General features: G+C 71.6%; 23 protein-coding genes. 1 reads left to right on the forward strand and 22 read right to left on the reverse strand.

The features are described 5' to 3' along the window. Window positions 1-36: 36 nt before the first annotated feature. From ACFY6S_RS08740 to ACFY6S_RS08755, 4 genes are all read right to left on the reverse strand, one after another. Window positions 37-540, reverse strand: coding sequence for a GNAT family N-acetyltransferase (locus ACFY6S_RS08740; RefSeq protein WP_388820557.1), 504 nt, complete (start codon window positions 538-540; stop codon window positions 37-39). Then, window positions 537-1,478, reverse strand: coding sequence for an RluA family pseudouridine synthase (locus ACFY6S_RS08745; protein WP_388820560.1), 942 nt, complete (start codon window positions 1,476-1,478; stop codon window positions 537-539). Before ACFY6S_RS08745 ends, ACFY6S_RS08740 begins: the two co-directional genes overlap by 4 nt. A gap of 51 nt (window positions 1,479-1,529) precedes the next feature. Further along, window positions 1,530-2,090, reverse strand: a complete 561-nt coding sequence (gene lspA / locus ACFY6S_RS08750; RefSeq protein ID WP_388820563.1) for a signal peptidase II — start codon at window positions 2,088-2,090, stop codon at window positions 1,530-1,532. Between the two features lie 71 nt (window positions 2,091-2,161). Beyond that, entirely contained in the window at window positions 2,162-2,977 is an 816-nt protein-coding gene (locus ACFY6S_RS08755; RefSeq protein ID WP_388820565.1) for a TraR/DksA family transcriptional regulator, read from the reverse strand. Between the two features lie 563 nt (window positions 2,978-3,540). Here ACFY6S_RS08755 and ileS point away from each other — a divergent pair. After that, entirely contained in the window at window positions 3,541-6,714 is a 3,174-nt protein-coding gene (gene ileS / locus ACFY6S_RS08760; protein WP_388820568.1) for an isoleucine--tRNA ligase, read from the forward strand. Between the two features lie 69 nt (window positions 6,715-6,783). On the opposite strand, the gene ACFY6S_RS08765 is transcribed toward ileS, so the two are convergent. The 18 genes from ACFY6S_RS08765 to ACFY6S_RS08850 all read right to left on the reverse strand — a co-directional run bounded on the left by ACFY6S_RS08765 (window position 6,784) and on the right by ACFY6S_RS08850 (window position 26,052). After that, window positions 6,784-7,743 carry a biotin-dependent carboxyltransferase family protein gene (locus tag ACFY6S_RS08765; RefSeq protein WP_388820571.1) on the reverse strand — a complete coding sequence of 320 codons (960 nt, stop codon included), beginning with the start codon at window positions 7,741-7,743 and terminating at the stop codon, window positions 6,784-6,786. Next, entirely contained in the window at window positions 7,740-8,378 is a 639-nt protein-coding gene (locus ACFY6S_RS08770; RefSeq protein ID WP_388820574.1) for an allophanate hydrolase subunit 1, read from the reverse strand. Before ACFY6S_RS08770 ends, ACFY6S_RS08765 begins: the two co-directional genes overlap by 4 nt. Then, complete coding sequence (locus ACFY6S_RS08775; protein ID WP_388820577.1) at window positions 8,375-9,196, reverse strand: LamB/YcsF family protein; 822 nt, start codon at window positions 9,194-9,196, stop codon at window positions 8,375-8,377. The genes ACFY6S_RS08770 and ACFY6S_RS08775 overlap by 4 nt, the downstream gene beginning before the upstream one ends. Then, window positions 9,193-9,366, reverse strand: a complete 174-nt coding sequence (locus ACFY6S_RS08780) for a hypothetical protein (protein ID WP_388820580.1) — start codon at window positions 9,364-9,366, stop codon at window positions 9,193-9,195. The genes ACFY6S_RS08775 and ACFY6S_RS08780 overlap by 4 nt, the downstream gene beginning before the upstream one ends. Before the next feature lie 167 nt (window positions 9,367-9,533). Next, on the reverse strand, window positions 9,534-10,778 hold the full coding sequence (locus ACFY6S_RS08785) for a DivIVA domain-containing protein (RefSeq protein WP_388820583.1): 1,245 nt from the start codon (window positions 10,776-10,778) through the stop codon (window positions 9,534-9,536). Window positions 10,779-10,827: 49 nt separating this feature from the next. Next, window positions 10,828-11,124 (reverse strand): YggT family protein, encoded by a 297-nt coding sequence (locus ACFY6S_RS08790; RefSeq protein ID WP_366396345.1) that lies wholly within the window; start codon window positions 11,122-11,124, stop codon window positions 10,828-10,830. 91 nt (window positions 11,125-11,215) lie between these two features. Further along, the gene (locus tag ACFY6S_RS08795; protein ID WP_114622411.1) at window positions 11,216-11,827 is read right to left on the reverse strand and encodes a cell division protein SepF; all 612 of its coding nucleotides are present in this window, start codon (window positions 11,825-11,827) and stop codon (window positions 11,216-11,218) included. Between the two features lie 122 nt (window positions 11,828-11,949). Further along, window positions 11,950-12,669, reverse strand: a complete 720-nt coding sequence (locus ACFY6S_RS08800) for a YggS family pyridoxal phosphate-dependent enzyme (protein ID WP_388820588.1) — start codon at window positions 12,667-12,669, stop codon at window positions 11,950-11,952. A 5-nt stretch (window positions 12,670-12,674) separates the two neighbouring features. Next, the gene (gene pgeF, locus ACFY6S_RS08805; RefSeq protein ID WP_388821555.1) at window positions 12,675-13,382 is read right to left on the reverse strand and encodes a peptidoglycan editing factor PgeF; all 708 of its coding nucleotides are present in this window, start codon (window positions 13,380-13,382) and stop codon (window positions 12,675-12,677) included. Between the two features lie 17 nt (window positions 13,383-13,399). Then, the gene (gene ftsZ / locus ACFY6S_RS08810) at window positions 13,400-14,608 is read right to left on the reverse strand and encodes a cell division protein FtsZ (protein WP_388820591.1); all 1,209 of its coding nucleotides are present in this window, start codon (window positions 14,606-14,608) and stop codon (window positions 13,400-13,402) included. A gap of 276 nt (window positions 14,609-14,884) precedes the next feature. Then, a complete protein-coding gene (locus tag ACFY6S_RS08815) occupies window positions 14,885-15,679 on the reverse strand; it encodes a cell division protein FtsQ/DivIB (protein ID WP_388820594.1) in 795 nt (264 codons plus the stop codon). A 17-nt stretch (window positions 15,680-15,696) separates the two neighbouring features. Continuing rightward, a complete protein-coding gene (gene murG / locus ACFY6S_RS08820; RefSeq protein ID WP_388820597.1) occupies window positions 15,697-16,791 on the reverse strand; it encodes an undecaprenyldiphospho-muramoylpentapeptide beta-N-acetylglucosaminyltransferase in 1,095 nt (364 codons plus the stop codon). A gap of 6 nt (window positions 16,792-16,797) precedes the next feature. Continuing rightward, window positions 16,798-18,306: a putative lipid II flippase FtsW gene (ftsW, locus tag ACFY6S_RS08825; RefSeq protein ID WP_388820599.1), complete on the reverse strand. Its 1,509-nt coding sequence runs from the start codon at window positions 18,304-18,306 to the stop codon at window positions 16,798-16,800. A gap of 115 nt (window positions 18,307-18,421) precedes the next feature. Next, window positions 18,422-19,831 (reverse strand): UDP-N-acetylmuramoyl-L-alanine--D-glutamate ligase, encoded by a 1,410-nt coding sequence (gene murD, locus ACFY6S_RS08830; protein ID WP_388820602.1) that lies wholly within the window; start codon window positions 19,829-19,831, stop codon window positions 18,422-18,424. Continuing rightward, window positions 19,828-20,898 carry a phospho-N-acetylmuramoyl-pentapeptide-transferase gene (gene mraY, locus ACFY6S_RS08835; protein WP_388820604.1) on the reverse strand — a complete coding sequence of 357 codons (1,071 nt, stop codon included), beginning with the start codon at window positions 20,896-20,898 and terminating at the stop codon, window positions 19,828-19,830. Before mraY ends, murD begins: the two co-directional genes overlap by 4 nt. After that, on the reverse strand, window positions 20,895-22,325 hold the full coding sequence (murF, locus tag ACFY6S_RS08840; RefSeq protein WP_388820607.1) for a UDP-N-acetylmuramoyl-tripeptide--D-alanyl-D-alanine ligase: 1,431 nt from the start codon (window positions 22,323-22,325) through the stop codon (window positions 20,895-20,897). Before murF ends, mraY begins: the two co-directional genes overlap by 4 nt. A gap of 4 nt (window positions 22,326-22,329) precedes the next feature. Next, window positions 22,330-23,937 (reverse strand): UDP-N-acetylmuramoyl-L-alanyl-D-glutamate--2,6-diaminopimelate ligase, encoded by a 1,608-nt coding sequence (locus tag ACFY6S_RS08845; protein ID WP_388821558.1) that lies wholly within the window; start codon window positions 23,935-23,937, stop codon window positions 22,330-22,332. A 162-nt stretch (window positions 23,938-24,099) separates the two neighbouring features. Further along, window positions 24,100-26,052, reverse strand: a complete 1,953-nt coding sequence (locus ACFY6S_RS08850) for a peptidoglycan D,D-transpeptidase FtsI family protein (protein WP_388820610.1) — start codon at window positions 26,050-26,052, stop codon at window positions 24,100-24,102. Window positions 26,053-26,055 lie beyond the last annotated feature (3 nt).

Below are 26,055 nucleotides of genomic sequence, written 5' to 3' on the forward strand. Positions count from 1 at the left end.
TATTCGGTGTGCCGGGGTCCGGGTGGCCGGTCCGGATCACCGTGCCGGGGCCGCCGGCAGCTCTCTGCGCATGGCGCGGTGCGCGATGCCCGCGTCCAGGAACTCGGGGCCGTGCGCGGCGTATCCGAGCCGTTCGTAGAAGGCCAGCGCATGGGTCTGCGCGTGCAGGTCCATCGCCGTGAGGCCCCGCTCCGCCGCCGCGGTCTCGATCGCGCGCACCAGCGCGGCGCCGACCCCCAGGCCGCGCGCCGCCTTCAGGACCGCGAGCCGTCCCAGCGCGCCGACGCGCGGGTCGCCGCCGGTCCTGTCGGCCGCCTCGGGGCCGTGCAGCAGCCGGCCCGTACCCAGCGGGGTGCCGTCCGCGTCCACCGCCAGCACCTGGACCGCCCGGTCGTCGAGACCGTCGTACTCCAGCTCCTCGGGGACACCCTGCTCGGCGACGAAGACCTGGCGGCGCACGGCGAAGCACGCCTCGACCCCCGCCGGATCGGTCACGACGCCGACCAGTGGAGGGGCCCCGGCCGGACGCGTCCGGTTCACGCGTTGCTCTCCGCCCGGACCTTGTCCAGCGCGCCCTGGAGGTCGTCCGGGTAGCCGCTGGCGAACTCCACCCACTGCCCGTCCGACGGGTGCTCGAAGCCGAGCCGTACCGCGTGCAGCCACTGCCGGGTCAGCCCCAGCCGCTTGGCCAGCGTCGGGTCGGCGCCGTAGGTCAGGTCCCCGACGCAGGGGTGGCGGTGGGCGGACATGTGCACCCGGATCTGGTGCGTACGGCCCGTCTCCAGCTTGATGTCCAGCAGCGAGGCCGACCGGAACGCCTCGATCAGGTCGTAGTGGGTCACCGACGCCTTGCCCTCGGCGGTGACCGCCCACTTGTAGTCGTGGTTCGGGTGGCGGCCGATGGGCGCGTCGATGGTGCCGCTCATCGGGTCGGGGTGGCCCTGCACCAGCGCGTGGTAGCGCTTGTCCACGACGCGCTCCTTGAACTGCGCCTTGAGCAGGGTGTACGCGCGCTCCGACTTGGCCACCACCATCAGTCCGGAGGTGCCGACGTCCAGCCGGTGCACGATGCCCTGGCGCTCGGCCGCGCCGGAGGTCGAGATGCGGTACCCGGCGGCGGCGAGGCCGCCGATGACGGTCGTACCGGTCCAGCCGGGGCTGGGGTGCGCGGCGACGCCGACCGGCTTGACGATCACGACGATGTCGTCGTCGTCGTGCACGATCTCCATGCCCTCGACGGGCTCGGCCACGATCTGTACGGGTGCGGCGGCCGGGGGCATCTCCACTTCGAGCCAGGCACCGCCGCTCACCCGCTCGGACTTCCCGACGACAGCGCCGTCGACCTGGACCTTCCCGGAGGCGGCGAGGTCGGCCGCCTTCGTACGGGAGAAGCCGAACATGCGGGCTATGGCGGCGTCGACGCGCTCGCCCTCCAGGCCATCGGGCACGGGCAGGGTTCTGATCTCGGGAAAGCTCACCTGTCGAGTATGCCTTGTAGCGACAAAGCGCCGAACCGCGCGCTCGGACCTTCAGTCCTTGTGGACGGTCCCGTCGGGGTCGAGCCCCCGGAAGGACAGCAGCACGATCAGGATGCCGCCGCAGACGATCGCGGAGTCCGCGAGGTTGAAGACGGCGAAGTGCGCGGGTGCGATGAAGTCCACCACGGCGCCCCGGAAGACGCCGGGCGAGCGGAAGATCCGGTCGGTGAGGTTGCCCAGCGCGCCACCGAGCAGCAGGCCGAGAGCGATGGCCCAGGGCAGGCTGTAGAGCTTGCGGGCCAGCCGGGCGATCACCACGATGACGCCCGCCGCGATGATCGTGAAGATCACCGTGAACGCCTCGCCGATCCCGAAGGCGGCCCCCGCGTTCCTGATCGCCTGGAACTGGAGCAGATCACCGATCACCCGGATCGGCTCGTGGTGCTCCAGCTTGGCCACCACGAGCATCTTGCTGCCGAGGTCCAGCAGGTACGCGAGGACGGCGACGGTGAAGAGGGCGACCACCCTGCGCTTCCCGCGGGGCCGCTCCTCCGGGGCCGCCGCCTCGTCGTCCACATCCGGCGTACCGATGACCCGCTCCGCCTCTGCCACGTGATTCCTCAAACCTAGGTGCCGACTGAGGACGAGGGTACGGCACAGGGACAGGGCACACAGGTACGACGTCAGCCTCGGCGTTCCTGCTTCTGCTTGTCCTCCACACAGAGGGTCGCGCGCGGGAACGCCTGCATACGCGCCTTGCCGATGGGCTTGCCGCAGATCTCGCAGAGACCGTACGTCCCGGCGTCCAACCGCAGCAGTGCCCGCTCGGTCTGCTCCAGCATCTCGCGGGCGTTGGCGGCGAGGGACATCTCGTGCTCGCGCGTGATGTTCTTCGTCCCGGTGTCCGCGTCGTCGTCGCCCGCGCCGTCCCCGGAGTCCCGCATCAGCCCGGCGAGCGAGGTCTCGGAGGCGGTGATCTCGGCCTGGAGGCGGGCGATCTCGCTCTCCAGCTCGGAGCGGGCCTCGGCGACCTCCTCCGGTGTCCACGGTTCCTCCCCCGGCCGTACCGCCAGCTCGTCCGGCGGGGTGGGGGCGCCGGGCTCCGTGGTGACGGCGGTCGCCACCCCCGTCCCGCCCGCCCCGGCCGCCGTACCCCTGCCCGCGGTCTTCTTGGCTGCCACCGTCTTGGCTCCCGTCTGTTCAGCGGCCTCGGCCGCCCGGTCGGCCGCGGACGCGGCCTTCTTCGCGGTCGAGCCGGAAGCCGCCCGGTGGGGCGCCGCCTTCTTGGCCGCGGACTTCTTCGCAGGTGCCCCGCCGGCCGCCGGTTTCCCGGCGGCGTCCTTCTTCCCCGTCGCCTCCGCGGCGGCGGCCTTCTCGACCGTCCCGTCCGTCGCCTTCGCGGTGGCCGTTCTCTTCGCCGCGGTCTTCTTCGCCGCCGTCTTCTTCGCGGCCGTCTTCCCGGCCGCCGCCTTCTTGGCCGCCGTCTTCTTCGCCACCATGGCCGCGGCCCCTTCACATGTGGTGATCGCGCACGCGAATCGTGCTGGGACGATAAATCGACCCCGGGCCCGCGGCAACGGGGCACGCCGCCGGTCGGACCCTCCCCGTGGCGCGGCAGGACGGGCCTCCATCGGTTGTGCCCAGCTCCCCGCCCGGTAATCCGCCGCGGCGCGGACCGGGGCGCCCGCCGGCGCCGGTATAACCGTTCGGGTCGTACGTTCGGCCGTACGGCGCTCCCCCGCGAAAACGGTCGGCCCCGCCCGGCCCCTCCCCGTACACTGGCCGCAGCGAAAGGCGTGGATGGGGACAAGCGGCTTCGTACGCGGCCATGAGCGACCCGGGGACGGTGCGAGCCCGGGGGCACAGCGCGAGGTGGAGCATCACCCCTGAGCCGCCGGAGGAAAGCCCAGGTGATCCGGGGCGAGTAGAACCGGCAGCGCGACCCCAATGAGGGGGCCGCGGACGACACTCTCGTCCGGGGCCAAGAAGGGTGGTACCGCGGGAGCCCAGGCTCTCGTCCCTTCGACGGAGATCGCCGCAGTTCCGCCGGAGGTAGCGCCCCATGACCGCAGAATCCCAGCCGACGACCGCCACGACCGGTCGCGGGTACCAGCAGGTGCCCGCCCAGGTCGACCTGCCCGCGCTGGAGCACGCCGTGCTCGACTTCTGGCGCGAGAACAAGGTCTTCGACAAGACCCTCGAACAGTCCGAGGGCCGCCCCGAGTGGGTCTTCTACGAGGGTCCGCCCACCGCCAACGGCATGCCGGGCGCGCACCACATCGAGGCCCGCGTCTTCAAGGACGTCTTCCCGCGCTTCCGGACCATGCGCGGCTACCACGTCGCCCGCAAGGCCGGCTGGGACTGCCACGGCCTGCCCGTGGAGCTGGCCGTCGAGAAGGAGCTGGGCTTCACCGGCAAGAAGGACATCGAGGCATACGGCATCGCCGAGTTCAACGCCAGGTGCCGCGAGTCCGTCACCCGGCACACGGACGCCTTCGCCGAGCTGACGACCCGCATGGGGTACTGGACGGACCTGGACAACGCCTACCGCACCATGGACCCGGAGTACGTCGACTCCGTCTGGTGGTCGCTGAAGGAGATCTTCGGCAAGGGCCTGCTGGTCCAGGACTACCGCGTCGCCCCCTGGTGCCCGCGCGACCAGACCGGTCTGTCCGACCACGAGCTGGCGCAGGGGTACGAGACCATCGTCGACCCCTCGGTCTTCGTCCGCTTCCCGCTCACCTCGGGCCCCCTCGCGGGCGAGGCGGCGCTGCTGGTGTGGACCACCACCCCCTGGACCCTCGTCTCGAACACCGCCGTCGCGGCGCACCCCGGGGTCCGGTACGTGGTCGCGACCGACGGCGCGGAGAAGCTCGTCGTCGCCGAGCCGCTGCTGGGCAAGGCGCTCGGCGAGGGCTGGGAGCCCACCGGCGAGTCCTTCACCGGCGCCGAGATGGAGCGCTGGACGTACGAACGCCCCTTCGCCCTGGTGGAGTTCCCGGCCGAGGCGCACTACGTCGTCAACGCCGAGTACGTGACGACGGAGGACGGTACGGGTCTGGTCCACCAGTCCCCCGCCTTCGGTGAGGACGACCTCAAGGTCTGCCGCTCCTACGGTCTGCCGGTGGTGAACCCGATCCGCCCCGACGGCACCTTCGAGGCGGACGTGCCGCTGGTCGGCGGCGTCTTCTTCAAGAAGGCCGACGAGACGCTCACCGAGGACCTCAAGGCGCGCGGCCTGCTGTTCCGCCACGTTCCGTACGAGCACAGCTATCCGCACTGCTGGCGCTGCCACACGGCGCTCCTCTACTACGCGCAGCCGTCCTGGTACATCCGCACGACGGCGGTCAAGGACCGGCTGCTGGAGGAGAACGAGCGGACCAACTGGTTCCCCGACTCGGTCAAGCACGGCCGGTACGGCGACTGGCTGGACAACAACGTCGACTGGGCGCTGTCCCGCAACCGCTACTGGGGCACGCCGCTGCCCATCTGGCGCTGCGAGGACAACCACCTGACCTGCGTGGGCTCGCGGGCCGAGCTGACCGAGCTGACGGGCACCGACCAGAGCGGCCTGGACCCGCACCGCCCCTTCATCGACGCGCTCACCTTCACCTGCACCGCCGAGGGCTGCGCCCACGAGGCCGTCCGGGTGCCCGAGGTGATCGACGCCTGGTACGACTCGGGTTCGATGCCGTTCGCGCAGTGGGGCTACCCGTACAAGAACAAGGACCTCTTCGAGAAGCGCTACCCGGCGCAGTTCATCTCGGAGGCCATCGACCAGACCCGCGGCTGGTTCTACACGCTGATGGCCGTCGGCACGCTCGTCTTCGACAAGTCGAGTTACGAGAACGTCGTCTGCCTCGGCCACATCCTGGCCGAGGACGGCCGGAAGATGTCCAAGCACCTGGGCAACATCCTTCAGCCGATCCCGCTGATGGACAAGCACGGCGCCGACGCCGTCCGCTGGTTCATGGCGGCCGGCGGCTCCCCGTGGGCGGCGCGGCGCGTCGGTGACGGAACGATCCAGGAGGTCGTCCGCAAGACGCTGCTGACGTACTGGAACACGGTGGCCTTCCAGGCGCTGTACGCCCGTACGTCCGACTGGGCTCCCAGCGAGGCCGACCCGGCGCCGGCCGACCGGCCGATCCTGGACCGCTGGCTGCTGAGCGAGCTGCACGCGCTGGTCGACCAGACCACCCGGGCCATGGAGGCGTACGACACCCAGCGCACCGGCAAGCTCCTCTCCGCCTTCGTCGACGATCTCTCCAACTGGTACGTACGCCGCTCGCGCCGCCGCTTCTGGCAGGGCGACAAGGCGGCGCTGCGCACGCTGCACGACGTGGTCCAGACGGTGACGCGGCTGATGGCGCCGCTGACGCCGTTCATCACGGAGCGGGTCTGGCAGGACATGATCGTCCCGGTCGAGCGGGACGCGCCCGAGTCGGTGCACCTGGCGTCCTGGCCGCAGGCGGACCTGTCGGTGATCGACCCCGCGCTCTCCCAGCAGATGGTGCTGGTACGGCGGCTGGTCGAGCTGGGCCGGGCGACCCGCGCCGAGTCCGGTGTGAAGACCCGCCAGCCGCTCTCCAGGGCCCTGATCGCGGCCACCGGTTTCGAGGCCCTCTCCACCGAGCTGCGGGCCCAGATCACCGAGGAGCTGAACGTCTCCTCGCTGGCCACGCTCTCCGAGGTCGGCGGCTCGCTGGTCGACACGACGGCGAAGGCGAACTTCCGCGCGCTCGGCAAGCGCTTCGGCAAGGGCGTCCAGGCCGTGGCGAAGGCGGTCGCCGAGGCGGACGCGGCGGCGCTGTCGGCGGCGCTGCGCGAGGGTACGGCGTCGGTGACCGTGGACGGCGAGAGCGTCTCGCTCGCCCCGGACGAGGTGATCATCACGGAGACACCGCGCGAGGGCTGGTCCGTCGCCTCCGACTCCGGCGCGACCGTCGCCCTGGACCTGGAGATCACCCCCGAACTCCGGCTGGCCGGCCTCGCCCGCGACGCCATCCGGCTCATCCAGGAAGCCCGCAAGAACAGCGGTCTGGACGTCGCGGACCGGATCGCCGTCCGCTGGAACTCGGCGGACGCCGCGACGACGGAGGCGCTCACCGCGCACACGCCGCTGATCGCGGACGAGGTCCTGGCGACGGACTTCGCGCCGGGCGAGGCGGACGGCACGTACGGCACGCCGTTCGAGGACGAGGGTCTCTCGCTCGTCTTCCGCCTCCGCAAGGCGTAACCGCACCGCGGCGTGGGGCGGCCCGGACCTCCGGCCCGCCCCACGCCGGCCGCCGGCCCGGACGGCCTTTCAGCGCAGTGGCGTCAGCCGCAGTTCGTCGCCCGGTACGGCCTGGCCGACGAGATCGATGTCGGCGTCGGTGACGACCCCGATGACGGGATAGCCGCCGGTGACCGGGTGGTCGGCGAGGAGCACGATCGGCTCGCCCGACGGCGGCACCTGGATCGCGCCGCGCACGGTCCCCTCGCTGGGCAGGTCGACCGAGCCGATGGAGAGCGCGGTGCCCGTCAGGCGCACGCCCACCCGGTCGCACTGGTCGGAGACCCGCCAGGGCGCCCCGGTCAGCCGCCGCCGGTCGGCGGCGGCGAACAGCCCGTCGCGCGGGCCCCACCGGAACCGCGCGGTGATCGACCCCCCGTGGGGGACCACGCTGAACGCCAGTTCCGAGGGGACCCCGGGGACCGGTACGGCGGGGCCGAGGCCGTACCGCGAACCGGCCTCGACGGGAGCGGGGCCGAGCCCGGTGAGGGAGTCGCGGGAGGCCGAACCCAGCACCCGCTCCGGCTCCATCCCGCCGCAGACGGCCAGATAGGTGCGGCACCCCGCCCAGGGGCGGCCGATCGCCAGCACGGCCCCGGCGGGCAGCCGCACGAGCGGCGCGTCGTACACCGGGGCGCCGTCCACCGTCACCGGAGCCGGCGCCCCGGTGATCGCCACGTACCGGGTCTCCGACAGGGTCAGGGCGAGGCCGCCGGCGGTCGCTTCGAAGGCCGGGGTGTTCTCCGGGTTCCCGACCAGCCGGTTGGCGAGCCGGAAGCCGCGCCGGTCGGCGGGGCCGGACGCCGGGACGCCCAGGTGGGCGAGACCGGGCCGGCCGAGGTCCTGGACGCTGGTCGCCAAGCCCGCCGCGACGACGGTCAGTTCGGCGCCGGTGGGTCCCGCCGTGTACGCCGTGTACGCCGTGTCCTCCCCCGGACCGGGGTGCGCGGTCGCCGCCGGGCGGCCTCGGGGGCCGCCTGCGGCGCTCATGGCACGACCGCCTCGAACACGACCCGGTCACCGATCGACAGACGGTTGGGCGGCTGCGCTTCCACGTCCCACAGCCGCTCCGCCGTGACGCCGATCTGGTGCCAGCCGCCGGGCGTTCCGCCGGGGTAGACGACCGTCTGACTCCCGGCGATGGCCACCACCCCGGCCGCCACCCGGGGGCGCGGGCTGGCCAGCCGGGGCAGCCGGAGGCGCTCCGGCAGGCCGTCCAGGTAGGCGAATCCGGGCGCGAAGCCGAAGAACGCCACCGCGTGCTCGGCCTCGGCGTGCCGTCGCGCGATCTCGCCCGGCGCCAGACCGACGCGCTCGGCGACCGCCGCCAGGTCCACCCCTTCGTACCGGACCGGGATCACCACCGTGCGACCCGGAGCCGGCCGGGACTCCCGGGCGCCGACCTCGGCGAGCACGGCGCGCAGTGCGGCGGCGAGCGGCACCATCCCGGCGGCCGTTTCGGCCACCACCAGGACGGTCGTCGCGGCCGGCACGACATCCCGCAGTCCGGACGCCCAGGGGCGGGCGCGGATCGCGGTGGCCACATCGGCGGGGTGCGCCCCGGCGCACTCGATCAGCCAGCCCCGGTCGCCGGCCCGCCGCAGGACCGGCTCCGCACCGGTCACGGCCGGGCTCCCGGCAGCCCGGCGCCGGGTCCGGGGCTGATCAGGTCGGCGGGCGTGCTCACCACGACTCCGGCCGCGGCCAGGCTCGTCCGCACGGCGGCGGCGATGGCGACCGCGCCGGGGGTGTCGCTGTGCACGCACAGCGCCGACACGACCCCGCCGTCCGGGGCGATCCGGACGGTCCGGCCGCTCACCGAGGTGACCGTGCCCGTCTGCGCCATCCGCAGCGCGCGGCGCGCCGCCTCGGCGGGGTCGGTGACCAGGGCGCCCGCCGCCGACCGGGGCACCAGCAGCCCCTCGTCCGTGTAGCCGCGGTCGGCGAACGCCTCGGCCATGGGCCGGCACCCGGCCTCGACCGCGCGCTCCCACAGGACGGTACGGGGCTGGCAGAGCAGCGGCAGTTCACGGTCGTACAGCGTGACCGCCTCGACGATCGCCGCCGCGTGCCCCGGGTGGTGCGCCGCCGCGTTGTACAGCGCGCCGTGCGCCTTCAGATAGCTGACCCGGCTGCCCGCCAGGCGCGCGAAGATCTCCAACGCGCCCATCTGATAGAGGAGTTCGTTGACCAGGGTCTCCTTCGGCACCTCGATGAAGCGCCGTCCGAAGCCGGCCAGATCGCGGTAGGAGACCTGGGCGCCGATCGCCACGCCCCGCGCGGCGCTCGCCTCGCAGGTGCGGCGCAGGATGTCGGGGTCGCCCGCGTGGAATCCGCAGGCGATGTTGGCGGCCGTGACCTGGTCGAGCAGATCCCCCTCGTCGGTGGGCCCCCACACCCCGAATCCCTCGCCCACATCCGTGTTGATCGCGAGCGCGGTCACCGGTCCGACTCCTTCCCGTAGGTGTGCGTGGTGTCGCCCCTGTTCTCCCGGGCGGCGTGCGGACCGCGCCGGCCCCCGTCGATGTGCGCGACGATCGGCCGGCGCAGCTCGCCGGAGACCTCGGCGGCGCCGTGAGCAGCACCGCGGACGCCTCCGGCTTCTCGGCTCATGTCCCGTGTATACAGCGGATACACCGGGTGGGGGAAGTGTCCCGGCCGCCGGTGCTCCGGCTTGCCGGACGGCCGGCCACGGGAAAGGGCCGGGCCCGGGACATGTGTCCCGGGCCCGGCCCTTCAGCCTGCCGCCGACGGCTACGCGCACTTCACGCGCACACCCGTCAGTTGTCGTCCTCGTCGATCAGGAAGCCCCGCATCGGCGACGGCGCCTGCTGCATCGGCTGCGGCGCCTGCGGCCGTACCGGCGCCATCGGCTGGGTCATCGCCGGGGACATCTGCTGCTGGCCACCGTAGGAGGGAGCCTGCGAGGGGCCGCCCATCGAAGGACCGCCCATCGACGGGTTTCCGCCCATGCCGTGTCCCATCGCGCCCGCACCGGCCTGCGCCATGGACGGCGACGGCGGCAGCGAGGCGGTCGCCGGGGTACGCGGCGGGGCGAGCGAGTCGTCCGCCTGGGTCTCCAACTGACGCAGCTGGCTCTCCAGGTAGGACTTCAGCCGGGTGCGGTACTCACGCTCGAAGCCGCGCAGATCCTCGACCTTGCGCTCCAGCGTCGCGCGCGCGGACTCCAGGGAGCCCATCGCCACGCGGTGCTTCTCCTGCGCGTCCCGCTCCAGCGCGTCCGCCTTGGCCCGCGCGTCGCGCTCCAGACCCTCGGCCCGGCTGCGTGCCTCGCCGACGATCTTGTTGGCCTCGGAGCGTGCCTCGGCGATCGCCTGGTCGGCGGTCTGCTGGGCGAGCGAGAGCACTCGGGCGGCGCTGTCGCCGCCGGGGCCCTGACCGCCCTGCTGCATCTGCGGGTTGTGACCGCCCATGGGGCCGCCCATCGGTCCACCCATGGGACCGCCCTGCTGCATCGGGCCGCCCTGGCCCATCGGACCACCCTGACCCATCGGGCCGCCCTGACCCATGGGACCGCCCTGCTGCTGCATGGGGCCGCCCTGCATCGGGCCACCCTGCTGCATGGGGCCGCCCTGCATGGGGTGCTGGCCGCGCGGGTCGTGGCCCTGCGGACCCGGACCCTGGCCGTGACCGCTCGGTCCCGCGGGCAGCTGGGGCGCGCCACCGGGCAGCTGGGGGGGACCCATCTGCGGGGGCTGCTGCTGCTGCGGCGGTCCGGATATGGCGGCGGGCACCGGAGCCCCGGGCCTGTCCTGCTGCTCGGGTGGCTTGCGCATGCCCTGTTGTTGTTGCTGCTGCTGTTGCTGTTGCTGCTGCTGGTTCTGCGCGGCGGCACGCGTCGCGGCGGCCAGCTTCGCGCGCAGATCCTCGTTCTCGCGGAGCAGGCGGGTCAGTTCGGCCTCGACCTCGTCGAGAAAGGCATCGACCTCGTCCTCGTCGTAGCCTTCTCGGAGGCGGACGGTCGTGAACTGCTTGTTCCGCACGTCCTCGGGGGTCAACGGCATCTCTACTTCACCTCTACGTAGTCGTCGGCAGTCGGCAAGACCGTATCGCTCACATTCCCCTCGCAAGACTGCTCACGAGCGAGATCAGGATCCAAACGATGATCATCAGAACGAAGAAGGACAGGTCGAGTGCCACGCCCCCGAGACGCAGCGGCGGAATGAACCGCCGCAGAAGCTTGAGCGGTGGATCGGTGACAGTGTAGGTGGCCTCCAGAACGACCACCATCACCTTGCCGGGCTGCCATGAGCGGGCGAACTGGAAGACGTAATCCATGACCAACCGGAAAATCAGCACGATGAGGAAGCACATCAGCGCGATGTAGACCACCTGTAGTGCGATGCCCATCCCGCTGCTTCCCTCTCCCCTGGTTCACTCTGGTCGGTCGTCCGCCGGGCCGTTCCCGCCGTACGACCGGGTTGTTCCCGGTGCTGTGTTCTCAGCTCTGGTTGAAGAACCCGCCCTCTGCGATGCGGGCCTTGTCCTCCGCCGTGACATCGACGTTAGCAGGAGACAGCAGGAACACCTTCTGCGTCACGCGCTCAATGCTGCCATGGAGACCGAAGACAAGTCCTGCGGCAAAGTCGACAAGTCGCTTCGCGTCCGTGTCGTCCATCTCCGTCAAGTTCATGATCACCGGGGTGCCTTCGCGGAAGTGTTCCCCGATGGTACGGGCCTCGTTGTAGGTCCTCGGGTGCAATGTGGTGATGCGGTACGGCTCCCGCTCGGACACGACCTTGGGCATGATCACCGGTGCGTTCTTCTCCAGGCTCGGACGTTCAGGTGTGATGGATGCCACGGGGGCGATTCGTGCCGGACGTCCGCTTTCCGCCGCCAGTGCGACCGGCTCGCGCTCGCGCTGCGCGGGCGGTTGGACCATGCGCACCGGCTCCTCCCGCTCCGGCTGGTGCACGGGCTGGTGGCGCCGGTGTTCCCGCTCCGGCTCGGGCTCGGGTTCGAAATCATCGTCGGGGTCGAAGCCCCGGCCGTCGTACCCATCGTCCTCCACGAGGCCGAGGTAGACCGCCATCTTGCGCATCGCGCCGGCCATGCTCTGAGTCCTCCGCTCTGTGGTGGATCGGCCTCGTCACCAAGTGCCCGCGATCCACTGGGTCTACCGCCTTTGGCGGAAATGACCATATTTTCTGCTGTGGTCCGACTTGCTTCGCGACGTTACCCGAGCCGGGGTCGGACTCCGAGTACCGCAGTACCGACGCGTACATGTGTCGCTCCGGCCCTCACGGCGTCCTCAAGATCCGCGCTCATCCCCGCCGAGACCATGTTCGCAGCAGGATGGTCCGCGCGCAGGCGGGATGAGATTTCCCTCAGCCGTTCGAACGCCGCCGCCGGTCGGCCCGCGTACTCCCCGGCCAGCGGCGCCACGGTCATCAGACCGCCGAGCCGCAACCCGGGCGCTTCGGCCACCGCCGCCGCCAACTCCTCGACCCCGTCGGGGGCGACGCCGCCCCTGCTGCCCCGTTCGCCGGACTCGGCGTCCAGCGCGACCTGGATCAGACAGACCGGCTCACGCTCCGCGCGGACCGCTGCCGAGGAGAGCGCGGACACCAGCTTGAGCCGGTCGACAGACTGCACCACATCGGCGTAACTGACGACGGAACGGGCCTTGTTCGTCTGCAATTGGCCCACAAAATGCCAGACCAACGACAAATCTTTACAACTGGCGGACTTGGGGGCGGCGTCCTGGTCGCGGTTCTCGGCCACCTGCCGTACCCCGAGTTCATGGAGCAGCCGTACGTCGCTCGCGGGGTACGTCTTGGTGACCACGATCAGGGTCACGTCCTCGCGGTCACGCCCGGCGGCGGCGCAGGCGGCGGCGATGCGCCGCTCCACCGTCGCGAGATTCGCGGCGAGTTCCTTCTTCCGGTCTTCCATGTCCCTCAGTCCAGCCAGACATAGCCGGCGAGTCGCCCGGTGGTGCGGTCGCGGCGGTACGAGTAGTGGTCGGGCGACTCCAGCGTGCAGACCTCCGAGCGCCGCCGGTCCTTCACCCCGAGGTCCGCGAGTTGCGCGTGGACTCCGGCGACGATGTCGACGGCGGGGGTGGACCAGCCGGTCTCGCACCCGGCCGCCGGTACGGCGGCGGCGACCTCGTCGCGCATCGCGGCGGGAACCTCGTAACACCGGCCGCAGACGGCGGGGCCGCTGAGGGCGGTGATCCCCTCCGGCCGCGCGCCGAGCGCGATCATGGCCTCGACCGCGGCCGGGACGATCCCCGCGACCAGCCCCGGGCGTCCGGCGTGCGCGGCGGCCACCACCCCGGCGGCCGGGTCGGCCAGCAGCAGCGGAACGCAGTCGGCGGTGAGTACGGCGAGCGCCGTCCCGCGCCCCGCGGTGACGAGCGCGTCGACCGCGGGAATGTCCTCGCCCGTCCACGGCCCCTCGACGACGGCCACCTCGCGGCCGTGCACCTGGTTCATCCAGACGACCCGCGCGGGGTCGAGGGCCAGGGATTTCGCGGCGCGTTCACGGTTGGCCAGCACGGCGGCGGAGTCGTCACCGACCGCGCCGCCGAGATTGAGCTGATCGTACGGAGCGGCGCTCACCCCGCCCCACCTGTCGGTGAAGGCGAAATGCGCGCCGCTCAGTGTCGTGCGGAGTCCTATCACTTGAGGAAGTCCGGGACATCCAGCTCTTCGGCCTGGCTGTCCTGGTACGGACGGGCCGGCGGGACCTGGGGCTGGCTCAGCTGCGTCAGCTTCTCGCTGATCGCCGGCGCCGGCTCGGACTGGCTCTGGCTGTCCTCGCGGGACGGCACCGTGCCGAGTCCGCCGGTGGAACGGCCGGTGTCGGCGGGCCGGGCCGGGGGCTGCTGCTCGTCACGCTTGGAGCCCGCGCCCAGTACGTTCTCGCGCCGGGTCGGGGGCTGTCCGCCGTCGAAGCCGGCCGCGATGACCGTGACCCGCACCTCGTCGCCCAGGGCGTCGTCGATGACCGCGCCGAAGATGATGTTGGCCTCGGGGTGGGCGGCCTCGCTCACCAGCTGCGCCGCCTCGTTGATCTCGAAGAGACCGAGGTCGCTGCCGCCGGAGATGGAGAGCAGAACGCCGCGGGCGCCGTCGATCGACGCTTCGAGGAGCGGCGAGGAGATCGCCATCTCCGCGGCGGCCACCGCGCGGTCGTCGCCGCGGGCCGAGCCGATCCCCATGAGTGCCGAGCCCGCCTCGGACATCACGGACTTGACGTCGGCGAAGTCCAGGTTGATCAGACCGGGGGTGGTGATGAGGTCGGTGATGCCCTGGACACCCGACAGCAGGACCTGGTCCGCCGACTTGAACGCGTCGAGGACGCTGACCTGACGGTCCGAGATGGACAGCAGCCGGTCGTTGGGGATGACGATGAGGGTGTCGACCTCTTCGCGGAGTTCCGCGATGCCGTCCTCCGCCTGGTTCGCCCTGCGGCGGCCTTCGAAGGTGAACGGGCGGGTGACCACACCGATCGTCAGGGCGCCCAGGGAGCGCGCGATGTTGGCGACGACGGGTGCGCCGCCGGTGCCGGTGCCGCCGCCCTCACCGGCGGTGACGAAGACCATGTCGGCCCCCTTGAGGACCTCCTCGATCTCCTCGCGGTGGTCCTCTGCCGCCTTGCGGCCGACTGCCGGGTTGGCTCCGGCGCCGAGGCCGCGGGTGAGTTCCCGGCCGACGTCGAGTTTGACGTCGGCGTCGCTCATCAACAGCGCTTGCGCGTCGGTGTTGATCGCGATGAACTCGACGCCCTTGAGACCGACCTCGATCATTCGGTTGATGGCATTGACACCACCGCCGCCGACACCGATGACCTTGATGACTGCGAGGTAGTTCTGCGGTGCTGCCACGTCGAAGGCCTCTCGCCTCGAGTTACGTGTCGTCGCTTCGCCGGTGTGGCGCCGCGACGACTGATGCCGATGGGACGGTCCGGAACGCCGACCCAAACCCTCACGTTGAAGTTCAGGGTTACCAGTGTGTCCGCTTCATGGACTCTTCCGAACAGGACACTAAGTCGACAAGTGGCGCACGTTCAACGAACACGCCGAACCTCCCGTTTTTCTTTTCACCCTATGTGATCACCCATAGCGCTGACCAACCAGGGTGCTGGCCAGCACAAATGAGCGTCAACTGCCCGCCGCCGCAGGCGCGGTGGGTGCGCTCACATCGAAGTGCCCCGCTTTGGGAGCCGCTTTCAGGAGAGCGGTGAGCGCACGCGCCTTGGCCGGACCGTCCTCGCCGCTTCCCCACATCACCGTACGTCCACCGGTCAATTCCAGGGAGATCGAGTCGTACGAACGAACTCGTACGGCCTTGGTGTCCTTGGCCACGGCGGCGGGCAGCTCTCCGCGTACCCGCACCGCTTCCAGAGTGAGCCGGGCGGCCGGGAACCGCTGTGTTCCAGCCGGTTGACCAGCCGTCAATTCGAGCAGGGGGACGCCCTTGGGCGCTTGGTCCGCCGTGGCGAACCTGACCCCCTTGACGTCCATTGCAATAAACTTTCCGTTCTCTTTGATCAGCAGCGCGGGTTTACGCTCGACCACTTCGAGACGGACTCCGTTCGGCCATGACCGATCGACTTCGACCCGGTCGATACGGGGCAGCTCGCGCCGGAGCCGCGCCTCGATCGCGTCCGTGTCCACGGAGATCAGGGGCGCGCCGAGCGGCACGGCCGCGACGGACTCCACGCGGGAGGCGGTGAGCACCTCGGTGCCCGTGGTGCTCACCCCCCCGACCCGCAGCCAGGGCGATCCGTACAGCAGCCAGATCACGCCCGCCGCCAGCAGCACCGCGGCGATCAGCGCGATCAGCCGGCGGGGCCGGGCGAGCCGGAACCGCCGCCTGGGCCCGTCCGCCTCCTCCGGGTGGCCGGACTCCGACCCCGGTCGTGCTCCGCGCTCGGCGGTCGTCGGTCCGGCCACGCTCCCTGCCTCCCTGTCTACGCCTTGCGGCGTGCGGCGATCGCCTCGTACACCATTCCGACCAGCAGATCATCCGCGTCCCTGCGGCCGAACTCCGCCGCCGCGCGGGACATCTCGAACAGCCGGTGCGGATCGGCGAGCACCGGGAGCACATGGCCCTGGATCCACTCGGGCGTCAGTTCGGCGTCGTCGACCAGCAGTCCACCGCCGGCCTTGACCACCGGCTGGGCGTTGAGCCGCTGTTCGCCGTTGCCGATCGGCAACGGTACGTAGGCGGCGGGCAGCCCGACGGCGGAGAGTTCGGCGACGGTCATCGCGCCCGCCCGGCAGAGCATCATGTCGGCCGCGGCGTACGCGAGATCCATCCGGTCGACATACGGTACCGGGATGTAGGGCGGCATTCCGGGCATGTTGTCCACGCGCGGCATTTCGTTCTTCGGACCGACCGCGTGCAGGATCTGGATTCCGGAGCGCTGGAGCGCCGGAGCGATCTGCTGGACGACCTCGTTGAGCCGGCGCGCGCCCTGCGAGCCGCCGGAGACGAGCAGCGTCGGCAGGTTGGGGTCGAGCCCGAAGGCGGCGCGCGCCTCGGGGCGCACCCGGGCCCGGTCCAGCGTGGCGATGGTGCGGCGCAGCGGGATCCCGATGTAGCGGGCGTCACGCAGCTTGCTGTCCGGGGTGGAGACGGCCACTCCGGCCGCGTACCGCGAACCGATCTTGTTGGCCAGTCCCGGCCGCGCGTTGGCCTCGTGGACGATGATCGGCACGCCGAGCCGTTTGGCCGCGAGATAGCCGGGCAGCGCGACATAGCCGCCGAAGCCCACCACGCAGTCCGCCTTGGTGCGCTCCAGGATCTGCTCGGCGGCCTTGATCGTGCCGCGCAGCCGTCCGGGGACGGTGATCAGCTCGGGGGTGGGCTTGCGCGGCAGCGGTACGGCCGGGATCAGCCCCAGCTCGTACCCCCGCTCCGGCACCAGCCTGGTCTCCAGGCCACGCTCCGTGCCGAGCGCCGTGATCCCCACGGTGGGGTCCTGCCTGCGCAGGGCGTCCGCGAGGGCGAGCGCGGGCTCGATGTGGCCGGCGGTCCCCCCACCGGCGAGTACGACATGCACCGAAATTCACCGCTCTCCGGACGGACGCTTCTTGACGCGCCGTCTCATCGTCTTCCATCTCACCCCGGCCCGCTTCCCTCGGAAGACAGGCTGCCGCATGGCCAGGGCCGCCTTCGCGGCGGGATCCTCCCGCGCGAACGCGATCAGGAGCCCGACGGCGAACATGGTCGGCAGCACGGCCGACCCTCCGTAGGAGAACAGCGGGAGCGGGACTCCGGCGATCGGCAGCAGACCGAGCACCGCACCAATGTTGATCACGGCTTGCACCATGACCCAGGTGATCACACCTCCCGCGGCATACCTCACGAAGGGATCCTCCGTGCGTCCGGCCACGCGGATACCCGCATAGCCTAGAGCCGCGAAGAGCGCGAGTACCGACAGCGTCCCCGCCAGCCCCAGTTCCTCCCCTGTGACGGCGAAAATGAAGTCGGTGTGCGCTTCGGGCAGTTGACCCCACTTTTCCACACTCGCGCCGAGGCCGGAACCAAACCATCCGCCGGAGGCGAGCGCGTAGATCCCGTGCACGGCCTGCCAGCACTCGCCCTCGGGGCCCAGATCGACCGCTCCGACGCAGGAGAACCGGGACAGCCTGTTCTCGCTGGTCTTGATGAGGATGAACCCGATCAGTACGGCGACCCCGAGCACGCCGCCGAACAGCCGGGTGGGCGCCCCGGCCAGCCAGAGCAGCCCGAAGAGGACGGCGGTGAGAATGATCGCGGTGCCCATGTCGCCGCCGAGCATGATCAGACCGAGCAGCATGAACGCGCCGGGGACCAGCGGGACCAGGAGGTGCTTCCACTGGGTCAGCAGCCGCCTGTCCTGTTTGCGGGCGAGCAGGTCGGCGCCCCACAGGACGAGCGCCAGCTTGGCGAACTCGCTGGGCTGGAGCTGGAACGGACCGCCGAGGTAGATCCAGTTCTGGTTGCCGTTGACGGAGCGCCCTATCCCGGGGATCTGGACGAGCACCATCAGGATGACCGTACCGACCAGCAGCGGGTACGACAGGGCGCGGTGCAGCTTGAGCGGCATCCGGGCGGCCAGCAGCATCAGGCCGCCGCCGATGACGACCGCGATGAACTGCTTGCGGAAGAAGTACGCGGCGGGCAGTGACTTCTGGAGCGCGTAGATCATCGAGGCGGAGTAGACCATCACCAGACCGAGCACGGCGATCAGCAGGGCGCTGCCGAGGATCAGGTAGTACGCGGTGAGCGGCCGGTCCCAGGTGCGCCGCAGCTGCTCGTACAGCCGCCGGGGGCCGCCGCCGCGCGGGGCCCGGGTGCCCCCGCTCCCGCCGCCGCGCCGGACCTCCGGGGGCCTGCGCACGGCCGCTCCCGGGGCCCGGCCGCGCAGGGCGAGCCGGAACCGCCGGCCGTTCGCGGGGCAGGCCCCGGTCTCGCGGGCGGTGTCGGCGCCGTGCGGGCCCGCGAGGGCGGGTGCGCCCGGGAGTACGCCCGCGTAGCCCCAGCGGCCCGCCGCGGGGTGCGGCTCTCGGTCCGCGATGTCGTCGGCCGGCATCGTCGCAGTCCCCTCCAGTCGTGCCTGGCGCGGCTGTCGGCGGGCGGAGCCTCCCGGACACCGGTCGGCGGTGGCGCCGCCCCGGACAGCTCGGCACGGCACGGGGCCGGACCGGTCAGGCGTGCTCGGCGGCGAGGGCGTGTACCGCGTCCGCGAACGCCTCGCCCCGCTTGTTGTAGTTGACGAACATGTCCATCGAGGCACACGCCGGGGCCATCAGGACCGTGTCCCCCGGCCGTGCGAGGCGTGCCGCTTCCCGCACCGCCGCCGACATCGCTCCAGTGTCGGTCCGGTCGAGGTCCACGACCGGGACTTCGGGGGCGTGTCGCGCCAGGGCTTCCCGGATCAGCGCCCGGTCGGCGCCCATCAGGACCACCGCGCGCAGCCGTCGCGCCGCCGCGCCGACCAGCTCGTCGAAGGCGGCGCCCTTGGCGAGACCGCCGGCGATCCAGACGATCGGGTCGTAGGAGGCGAGGGACGCCTGGGCGGCGTGGGTGTTGGTGGCCTTGGAGTCGTCGATGTACGTGACGCCGGCGACCTCGGCGACCCGCTCGATGCGGTGCGGGTCGGGGTGGAAGGCGCGCAGGCCGTCCCGGACGGCGGCGGGCTCCACGCCGAAGGCGCGGGCCAGGGCGGCGGCGGCCAGGGCGTTGGCGACGTTGTGCGGGGCGGGCGGATCGACGTCGGAGACCTGGGCCAGCTCCTGCGCCTGCCGGTGGCGGTTCTCCACGAAGGCCCGGTCGACCAGGATGCCGTCCACGACGCCGAGTTGGGACGGCCCCGGAGCGCCCAGCGTGAAGCCGATGGCCCGGCAGCCCTCCTCGACGTCGGCGGCGCGCACCAGCTCCTCGGTGGCCGGGTCGGCCGCGTTGTAGACGCAGGCGACGCGGTTGCCCTCGTAGATCCGGCCCTTGTCGGCCGCGTACGCCGCCATGGAGCCGTGCCAGTCGAGGTGGTCGGGGGCCAGATTGAGCACGGTCGCGGAGTGGGCGCGCACGCTCGGCGCCCAGTGCAGCTGGTAGCTGGACAGCTCGACGGCGAGGACGTCGTACGGCTCCTCGGCGGTGACGGCGTCCAGCAGCGAGACGCCGATGTTGCCGACGGCGGCCGTGCGCAGTCCGGCGGCCGCCAGGATGGCGGCGAGCATCCGTACGGTGGTGGTCTTGCCGTTGGTGCCGGTCACGGCGAGCCAGGGCGCGGCGTCGGGCTTCCGCAGCCGCCAGGCCAGCTCGACATCGCCCCAGACCTCCACGCCCGCCGCCTCGGCGGCCGCGAAGAGCGGCTTGTCGGGCCGCCAGCCCGGCGCGGTGACGACCAGCTCCGTGGAGTCGGGCAGCGTCGCGCCGTCGCCGAGGCGGACGGCGACGCCGAGCTTCTCCAGCTCGGCGCCCTGGGCGCGGGCCCGTTCGTCGTCCACCTCGTTGACCACGGTGACCGCCGCGCCGAGTCCGTGCAGGACCCGGGCCGCCGGGATCCCGGAGACCCCGAGACCCGCGACGGTGACCCGCTTGCCGTGCCAGTTCACTTCTCGGCCGCCCAGCCCGCGTAGAAGATACCGAGCCCCACGATGACGCACATGCCCTGAATGATCCAGAACCGGACCACCACCAGGACCTCGGACCACCCCTTGAGTTCGAAGTGGTGCTGGAGGGGCGCCATCCGGAAGACCCGCTTGCCGGTCATCTTGAAGGAGCCGACCTGGATGACCACCGACATGGTGATCATCACGAAGAGGCCGCCGAGGACGGCCATCAGGAACTCCGTACGGGAGAGGATCGCCAGGCCGGCGATGGCGCCGCCGAGCGCGAGCGAGCCCGTGTCCCCCATGAAGATCTTGGCGGGTGAGGTGTTCCACCACAGGAACCCGAAGCAGGAGCCCATCAGGGCGGAGGCGACGACCGCGAGGTCCAGCGGATCGCGTACCTCGAAACAGGCGTTGGGGTTGGTCAGGGTCGCCGCGTTGGCGCACGCCTCCTGGAACTGCCACAGCCCGATGAAGGTGTACGCGCCGAAGACCATCACCGCCGCGCCGGTGGCCAGACCGTCCAGACCGTCCGTCAGGTTCACGCCGTTGGACATGGCGAGAATCATGAACAGCGCCCAGACCACGAACAGCACCGGGCCGATCGACCAGCCGAAGTCCGTGACGAACGACAGCTTGGTGGAGGCGGGGGTGACACCCCGGTGGTCGGCGAACTGGAGCGACAGCACCGCGAAGGCGATGCCGACGATCAGCTGACCCGCCATCTTCGCCTTGGCCCGCAGACCCAGCGACCGCTGCTTGACGATCTTGATGTAGTCGTCGAGGAACCCGACGAGACCCATGCCGGCCATCAGGAACAGGACCAGCGCACCCGAGAACGACGGCTTCTCGCTGGTGATCACCTTCGCCAGGGCGTAGGCGATGAGCGTGGCGAGGATGAAGGCGATGCCACCCATGGTGGGCGTCCCCTTCTTGCTGCCGTGCGTGCGCGGGCCGTCGTCCCGGATGAACTGCCCGTATCCCTTGCGGGCCAGCAGCTTGATCAGCAGCGGAGTGCCGATCAGGGTCAGAAAGAGCCCGATGGCTCCCGCGAAGAGGATCTGCCTCATCGGCCGGTGACCTCGCCCTCGGTGGCGTTCTCCAGCAGCGCCTGGGCGACCCGCTCAAGACCGACCGACCTGGAAGCCTTCACCAGCACGACGTCTCCCGGACGCAGTTCACTGCGCAACAGGTCGACCGCCGCCTGCGCGTCGGACACGTGCACCGACTCCTCACCCCACGAACCCTCGTTGTAAGCGCCCAATCGCAGCCAGGACGCTTCCCTGCCCCCGACCGCCACGAGCTTGCTGACGTTGAGCCGGACGGCGAGCCGTCCGACCGCGTCGTGCTCGGCGAGCGATTCGTCCCCCAGCTCGGCCATCGGGCCGAGCACCGCCCAGGTACGGCTCCCCTCGGGCCGTGAGGCACCACCCATGGCGACCAGCGCACGGAGCGCCGCCCTCATGGATTCGGGGTTCGCGTTGTAGGCGTCGTTGACGATCGTCACGCCGTCCGAGCGCTCGGTGACCTCCATACGCCAGCGGGAGAGGGTTCCCGCCTCGGAGAGCGCCACGGCGATCTCGTCGGCGGACATGCCCAACTCATGGGCGACGGCGGCCGAGGCGAGCGCGTTCGACACGTGGTGCTCACCGTACAGCCGCAGCGTCACGTCGCTGCACCCGGAGGGTGTTCGAAGCCTGAACGCGGGCTGTCCGGTGGCTGTGAGGCGGACGTTCTCTGCCCGTACGTCTGCTTCGCCCGACTCGCCGAACAGCACGACGCGCGCCTTGGTGCGCGAAGTCATGGCGCGCACGAGCGGATCGTCGGCGTTGAGGACCGCCACTCCGCCGTCCTGCGCGGCCGGCAGTGCCTCCACCATCTCGCCCTTGGCCTGGGCGATCTGCTCGCGCCCGCCGAACTCGCCGATGTGGGCGCTGCCGACGTTCAGTACGATGCCGATCCTGGGCGGGACGAGTCCGGTGAGGTAGCGGATGTCGCCGATGTAGCGCGCGCCCATTTCGAGGACGAGGTAGCGGGTGTCGGCCACGGCCCGCAGGGCGGTGATGGGCAGGCCGATCTCGTTGTTGAGGTTCCCCTCCGGCCATACGGTGGGCCCGGCGCGCTGGAGCAGCTGGGCGATCAGGTCCTTGGTGCTGGTCTTGCCGGCCGATCCGGTCAGTGCGACGGCGGTGGCGCCGAGGCGCTCCACGACGGTGCGGGCGAGGGCCCCGAGGGCCTGGACGACGTCGTCCACGACGATGGCGGGCGCGCCGACGGGGCGGGTGGCCAGTACGGCCACCGCGCCCGCCTCGACGGCGCCCCGCGCGTAGTCGTGGCCGTCGACGCGCTCGCCGGCGAAGGCGGCGAACAGGCTGCCGGGTTCCACCGCGCGGGAGTCGTAGACCACCGATCCGGTGACCAGGACAGCGGTATCCGGTATGTCGTGCGGCTGCCCGCCGACGATGGCGGCGATCTCGGCGAGAGAGAGGGCGATCACTGGGTCATCCCTGACTGTTGTTCTCGTGACGGTGCTCGTGGCGGAGCGGACGGGGGCGCTCGGGGCCCGGTTCGTCGCGGCGGGAGCGCAGGATGGCCTCGCGCAGCACCTGGCGGTCGTCGAAGGCGCGGACGACCCCGGCGATGTCCTGGCCCTGCTCGTGGCCCTTGCCCGCGATCAGTACGGTGTCGTCGGGCCGCGCGCGGGCGACGACGGCGGCGATGGCCGAGGCCCGGTCGGCGTCGACCAGGACGTCGCCCCGCTCGTGGATCGGCACCTCGGCGGCGCCGGCGAGCATCGCGGCGAGGATCGCGAGCGGGTCCTCGCCCCGGGGGTTGTCCGAGGTCAGTACGGCGGTGTCGGCGAGCCGGGCGGCCGCGGCGCCCATCGGTCCGCGTTTGGTCTCGTCGCGGTCGCCGCCGCAGCCGAGGACGATGTGCACCTCGCCCGTGGTGACCTTGCGCAGCGAACGCAGGACCGATTCGACGGCGTCGGTCTTGTGGGCGTAGTCCACGACGGCGAGGTACGGCTGGCCTGCGTCCACGCGCTCCAGCCGGCCCGGCACTCCGGGGACGGCGGCGATGCCGTCGGCGGCGGTCTGCGGGTCGATCCCGGCGGCGGCCAGGGTGACGACGGCGGCCAGGGTGTTGGCGACGTTGAAGGGCCCGGGGAGCGGCGCCCGGGCGCTCACCCGCTCGCCCTTGGGGCCCACGGCGGTGAAGGTGGAGTCGCGCGCGCCGACCTCGACGTTCTCGGCGCGCCAGTCGGCGTCCGGGTGGCCCTCGGCGGAGAACGTGGTGACCGGGACAGCGGACTCGTCGACGAGCCGGCGGCCGTACTCGTCGTCGACGTTCACCACGCCGGTCCTGCTGCGCTCGGTGCTGAACAGCCGGGCCTTGGCCTGGAAGTAGTCCTCCATGCCGGAGTGGAACTCCATGTGCTCCGGGCTGAGGTTGTTGAAGACGGCGACGTCGAAGACGCAGCCGTCGACCCGGCCGAGCACCAGGGCGTGGCTGGAGACCTCCATGGCGACCGAGTCGACCTCGCGCTCGCGCATGACGGCGAAGAGCGCCTGGAGGTCGGTGGCCTCGGGGGTGGTGCGCTCCGACTTGATGCGTTCGTCACCGATGCGCATCTCCACGGTGCCGATCAGGCCGGTGCGGTGGCCGGCCGCGCGCAGGCCGCCCTCGATCAGGTAAGCGGTGGTGGTCTTGCCGGAGGTGCCGGTGATGCCGATCTGGAGGAGACCGGCGCCGGGGCGTCCGTAGATCTCGGCGGCGAGTTCCCCCATGCTGCCGCGCGGGTCGGCGACGACGAGGAGCGGCAGCCCGGTGGTGGCGCAGCGCTCCGCGCCGGTCGGGTCGGTCAGGATCGCGGCGGCGCCGAGGTCGGCGGCCTGGCCGGCGAAGTCGGCGCCGTGGAGGCGGGCGCCCGGCAGTGCCGCGTAGACGTCGCCGGGGCGTACCGCCCGTGAGTCGTGTGTGATTCCGGTCGCTGCCCCGGGGCCCTTCACCTCCCCCGGGGCGGGGGGCTCGGCGCCCAGCAGGGCGGCCAGCTCCGTGAGGGGGATCGGGCGGACCCGCTCCGGGCGGGGCGTCCCCGGCTGGTTCACAGGGGCGTCCTCGGGGGTGGTTCGGTGATCAGCGTGTGGCACGGCGGTGAGCGTACCGGGCTCGGCGGGCGCCGGGCCAAGTGAGGTGGGGCGGTACGCGGGGGGTTCCTGGTGGTTCCCGGAATCGGGGGTGATCGTTGTCACTGGCGCTTTCCCTGGGGGTCACTCGCCGGGTTTGAAGGTGACCGGCAGCCGGGCGGGTGTACTGCCGGTCGGGGCGACCCGCAGTGTCTTGAGAGCGAACTCCATGACCTTCTTGTAGATGGGTCCGCAGATCTGGCCACCGAAGTAACTGCCCTTGGTGGGGTTCTGGATGGCGCAGTAGACGGTGATCTGTGGGTCGTCGGCGGGCGCGAAGCCCGCGAAGGAGGCGGTGTATCCCTTGTAGACGCCGAGTTTCGGGTCGACCCGGTTGGCCGTACCGGTCTTGCCCGCGACGCGGTAGCCGGGGATACGGGCCTTGGTGCCGGTTCCCTCCTCGTCGCCGACGACCGATTCCAGCATGGTGGCGACCGTCTTGGCGGTGTCCTCGCTGACCACGCGGGTCTTCTTGGGGGCCGGGGCGGCGGTGAAGCGGCCGTCGGCGTCGTGGGTGCCGCGGATGAGGGTGGGCTCGGTCCGTACGCCGCCGTTGGCGATGGTGGAGTAGACGGAGGCGGCCTGCATGGCGTTGATGGACAGGCCCTGGCCGAAGGGGATCGTGTACTGCTGCGAGGTGGACCAGTCCTGCGGTTCGGCGAGGATGCCCCGGGTCTCGCCCGGGTAGTTGAGCCCGGTGGGCCGGCCGATGCCGAATTTGGCCAGGTAGGAGTGCAGGACCTTGTTGGCCTCCGGCTGGGTCCCGCCGAGCTGGCCGGTGGCCAGGATGGTGCCGATGTTGCTGGATTTGGCGAGGACGCCGTTGAGCGTCAGGTTCCAGGTGGGGTGGTCGATGTCGTCGTGGAAGAGGCGGTCGCCCCGGTGCAGGGTGTTGGGGACGACGACGTGGGTGCCGGGGGTGGCGGCCTTCTCCTCCAGTACGGCGGCCATGGACATGACCTTGCTGGTGGAGCCGGGTTCGTACACGTCCTGGAGGGCCGCGTTGCCGAGGGAGGCCGCGTCGGCGCGGGAGAGGTCGTTCGGGTCAAAGCCGGGTGCGTTGGCCATGGCGAGCACTTCGCCGGTCCTGGTGTTCTGGACTATCACGTACCCGCGGTCCGCCTTGGACTCCTCGACCTGGTCGGCGATGGCCTGCTGGGCGGCCCACTGGATGTCGCGGTCGATGGTCAGTTCGATGCCGGAGCCGGGTACGGCGGGTGTCTCCCGGGAGCTGGCGGTGGGGACGCGCCGGCCGCCGGACTGGGCGTAGCTGACCTTGCCGTCGCGGCCCGCGAGTTCCTTGTCGAGCATGGACTCGATGCCGCCGCCGCCGTGCCCGGCGGCGTTCACGTAGCCCAGTATCCCGGCGGCGAGGTCTCCGTTGGGGTACACGCGCTTGCTGCTGCCCTCCTGGAACACGCCGGACAGCACGCTGACGCCGGAGCCGCCGCCGGTCTTCTCCTTGGCGGCCTTCTCCGCGAACACCCGCTTGAGGTCCTTGATCTGGTTCCAGACCTGCGGGGTCTGGCGCCTGGCCAGCACCGCGTAGCGGGACTTGGGGGTCTTGAGCTTCTTCACCAGTTCGTCGCTCTCGACGCCGAGGATCGGCGCGAGGAGCGCGGCGGCCTGCTCGGGGGCGTCCGCGATCTTGCTGAAGTCGGGGGTGAACATCATCGGGTCGGCGGTGATGTCGTACGCGTCGACGCTGGTGGCGAGCGCGACCCCGGAGCGGTCGGTGATCTCGCCGCGTTCGGCGGCGATCGTGTGGCTGAGGTAGCGGCTCTTCTCGGCCTTGGCGGCGTACGCGTTGGCGTTGACGGCCTGCACCTGGAGCAGCCGGACGACGAACATCAGCATGACGACGGTCAGCGCGAGCCCGACCAGCCGCAGCCGGGGCCGGGGGCTGGCCAGCTGGATGGAGCGCGGGGCGGTGGAGCGGCCGGCCGGGGGGCGGGTCCCCGGCCGGGGCCGGCCGCCGCCGCTGCCGGAGCGGGCCGGGCCGGGCACCCGGCGGCGCGGTGGTTCCTTGGGCGGCACTGC

It is taken from the genome of Streptomyces sp. NPDC012835, from assembly GCF_042900885.1.
In the GTDB taxonomy this organism is placed as follows: Bacteria; Actinomycetota; Actinomycetes; order Streptomycetales; family Streptomycetaceae; genus Streptomyces.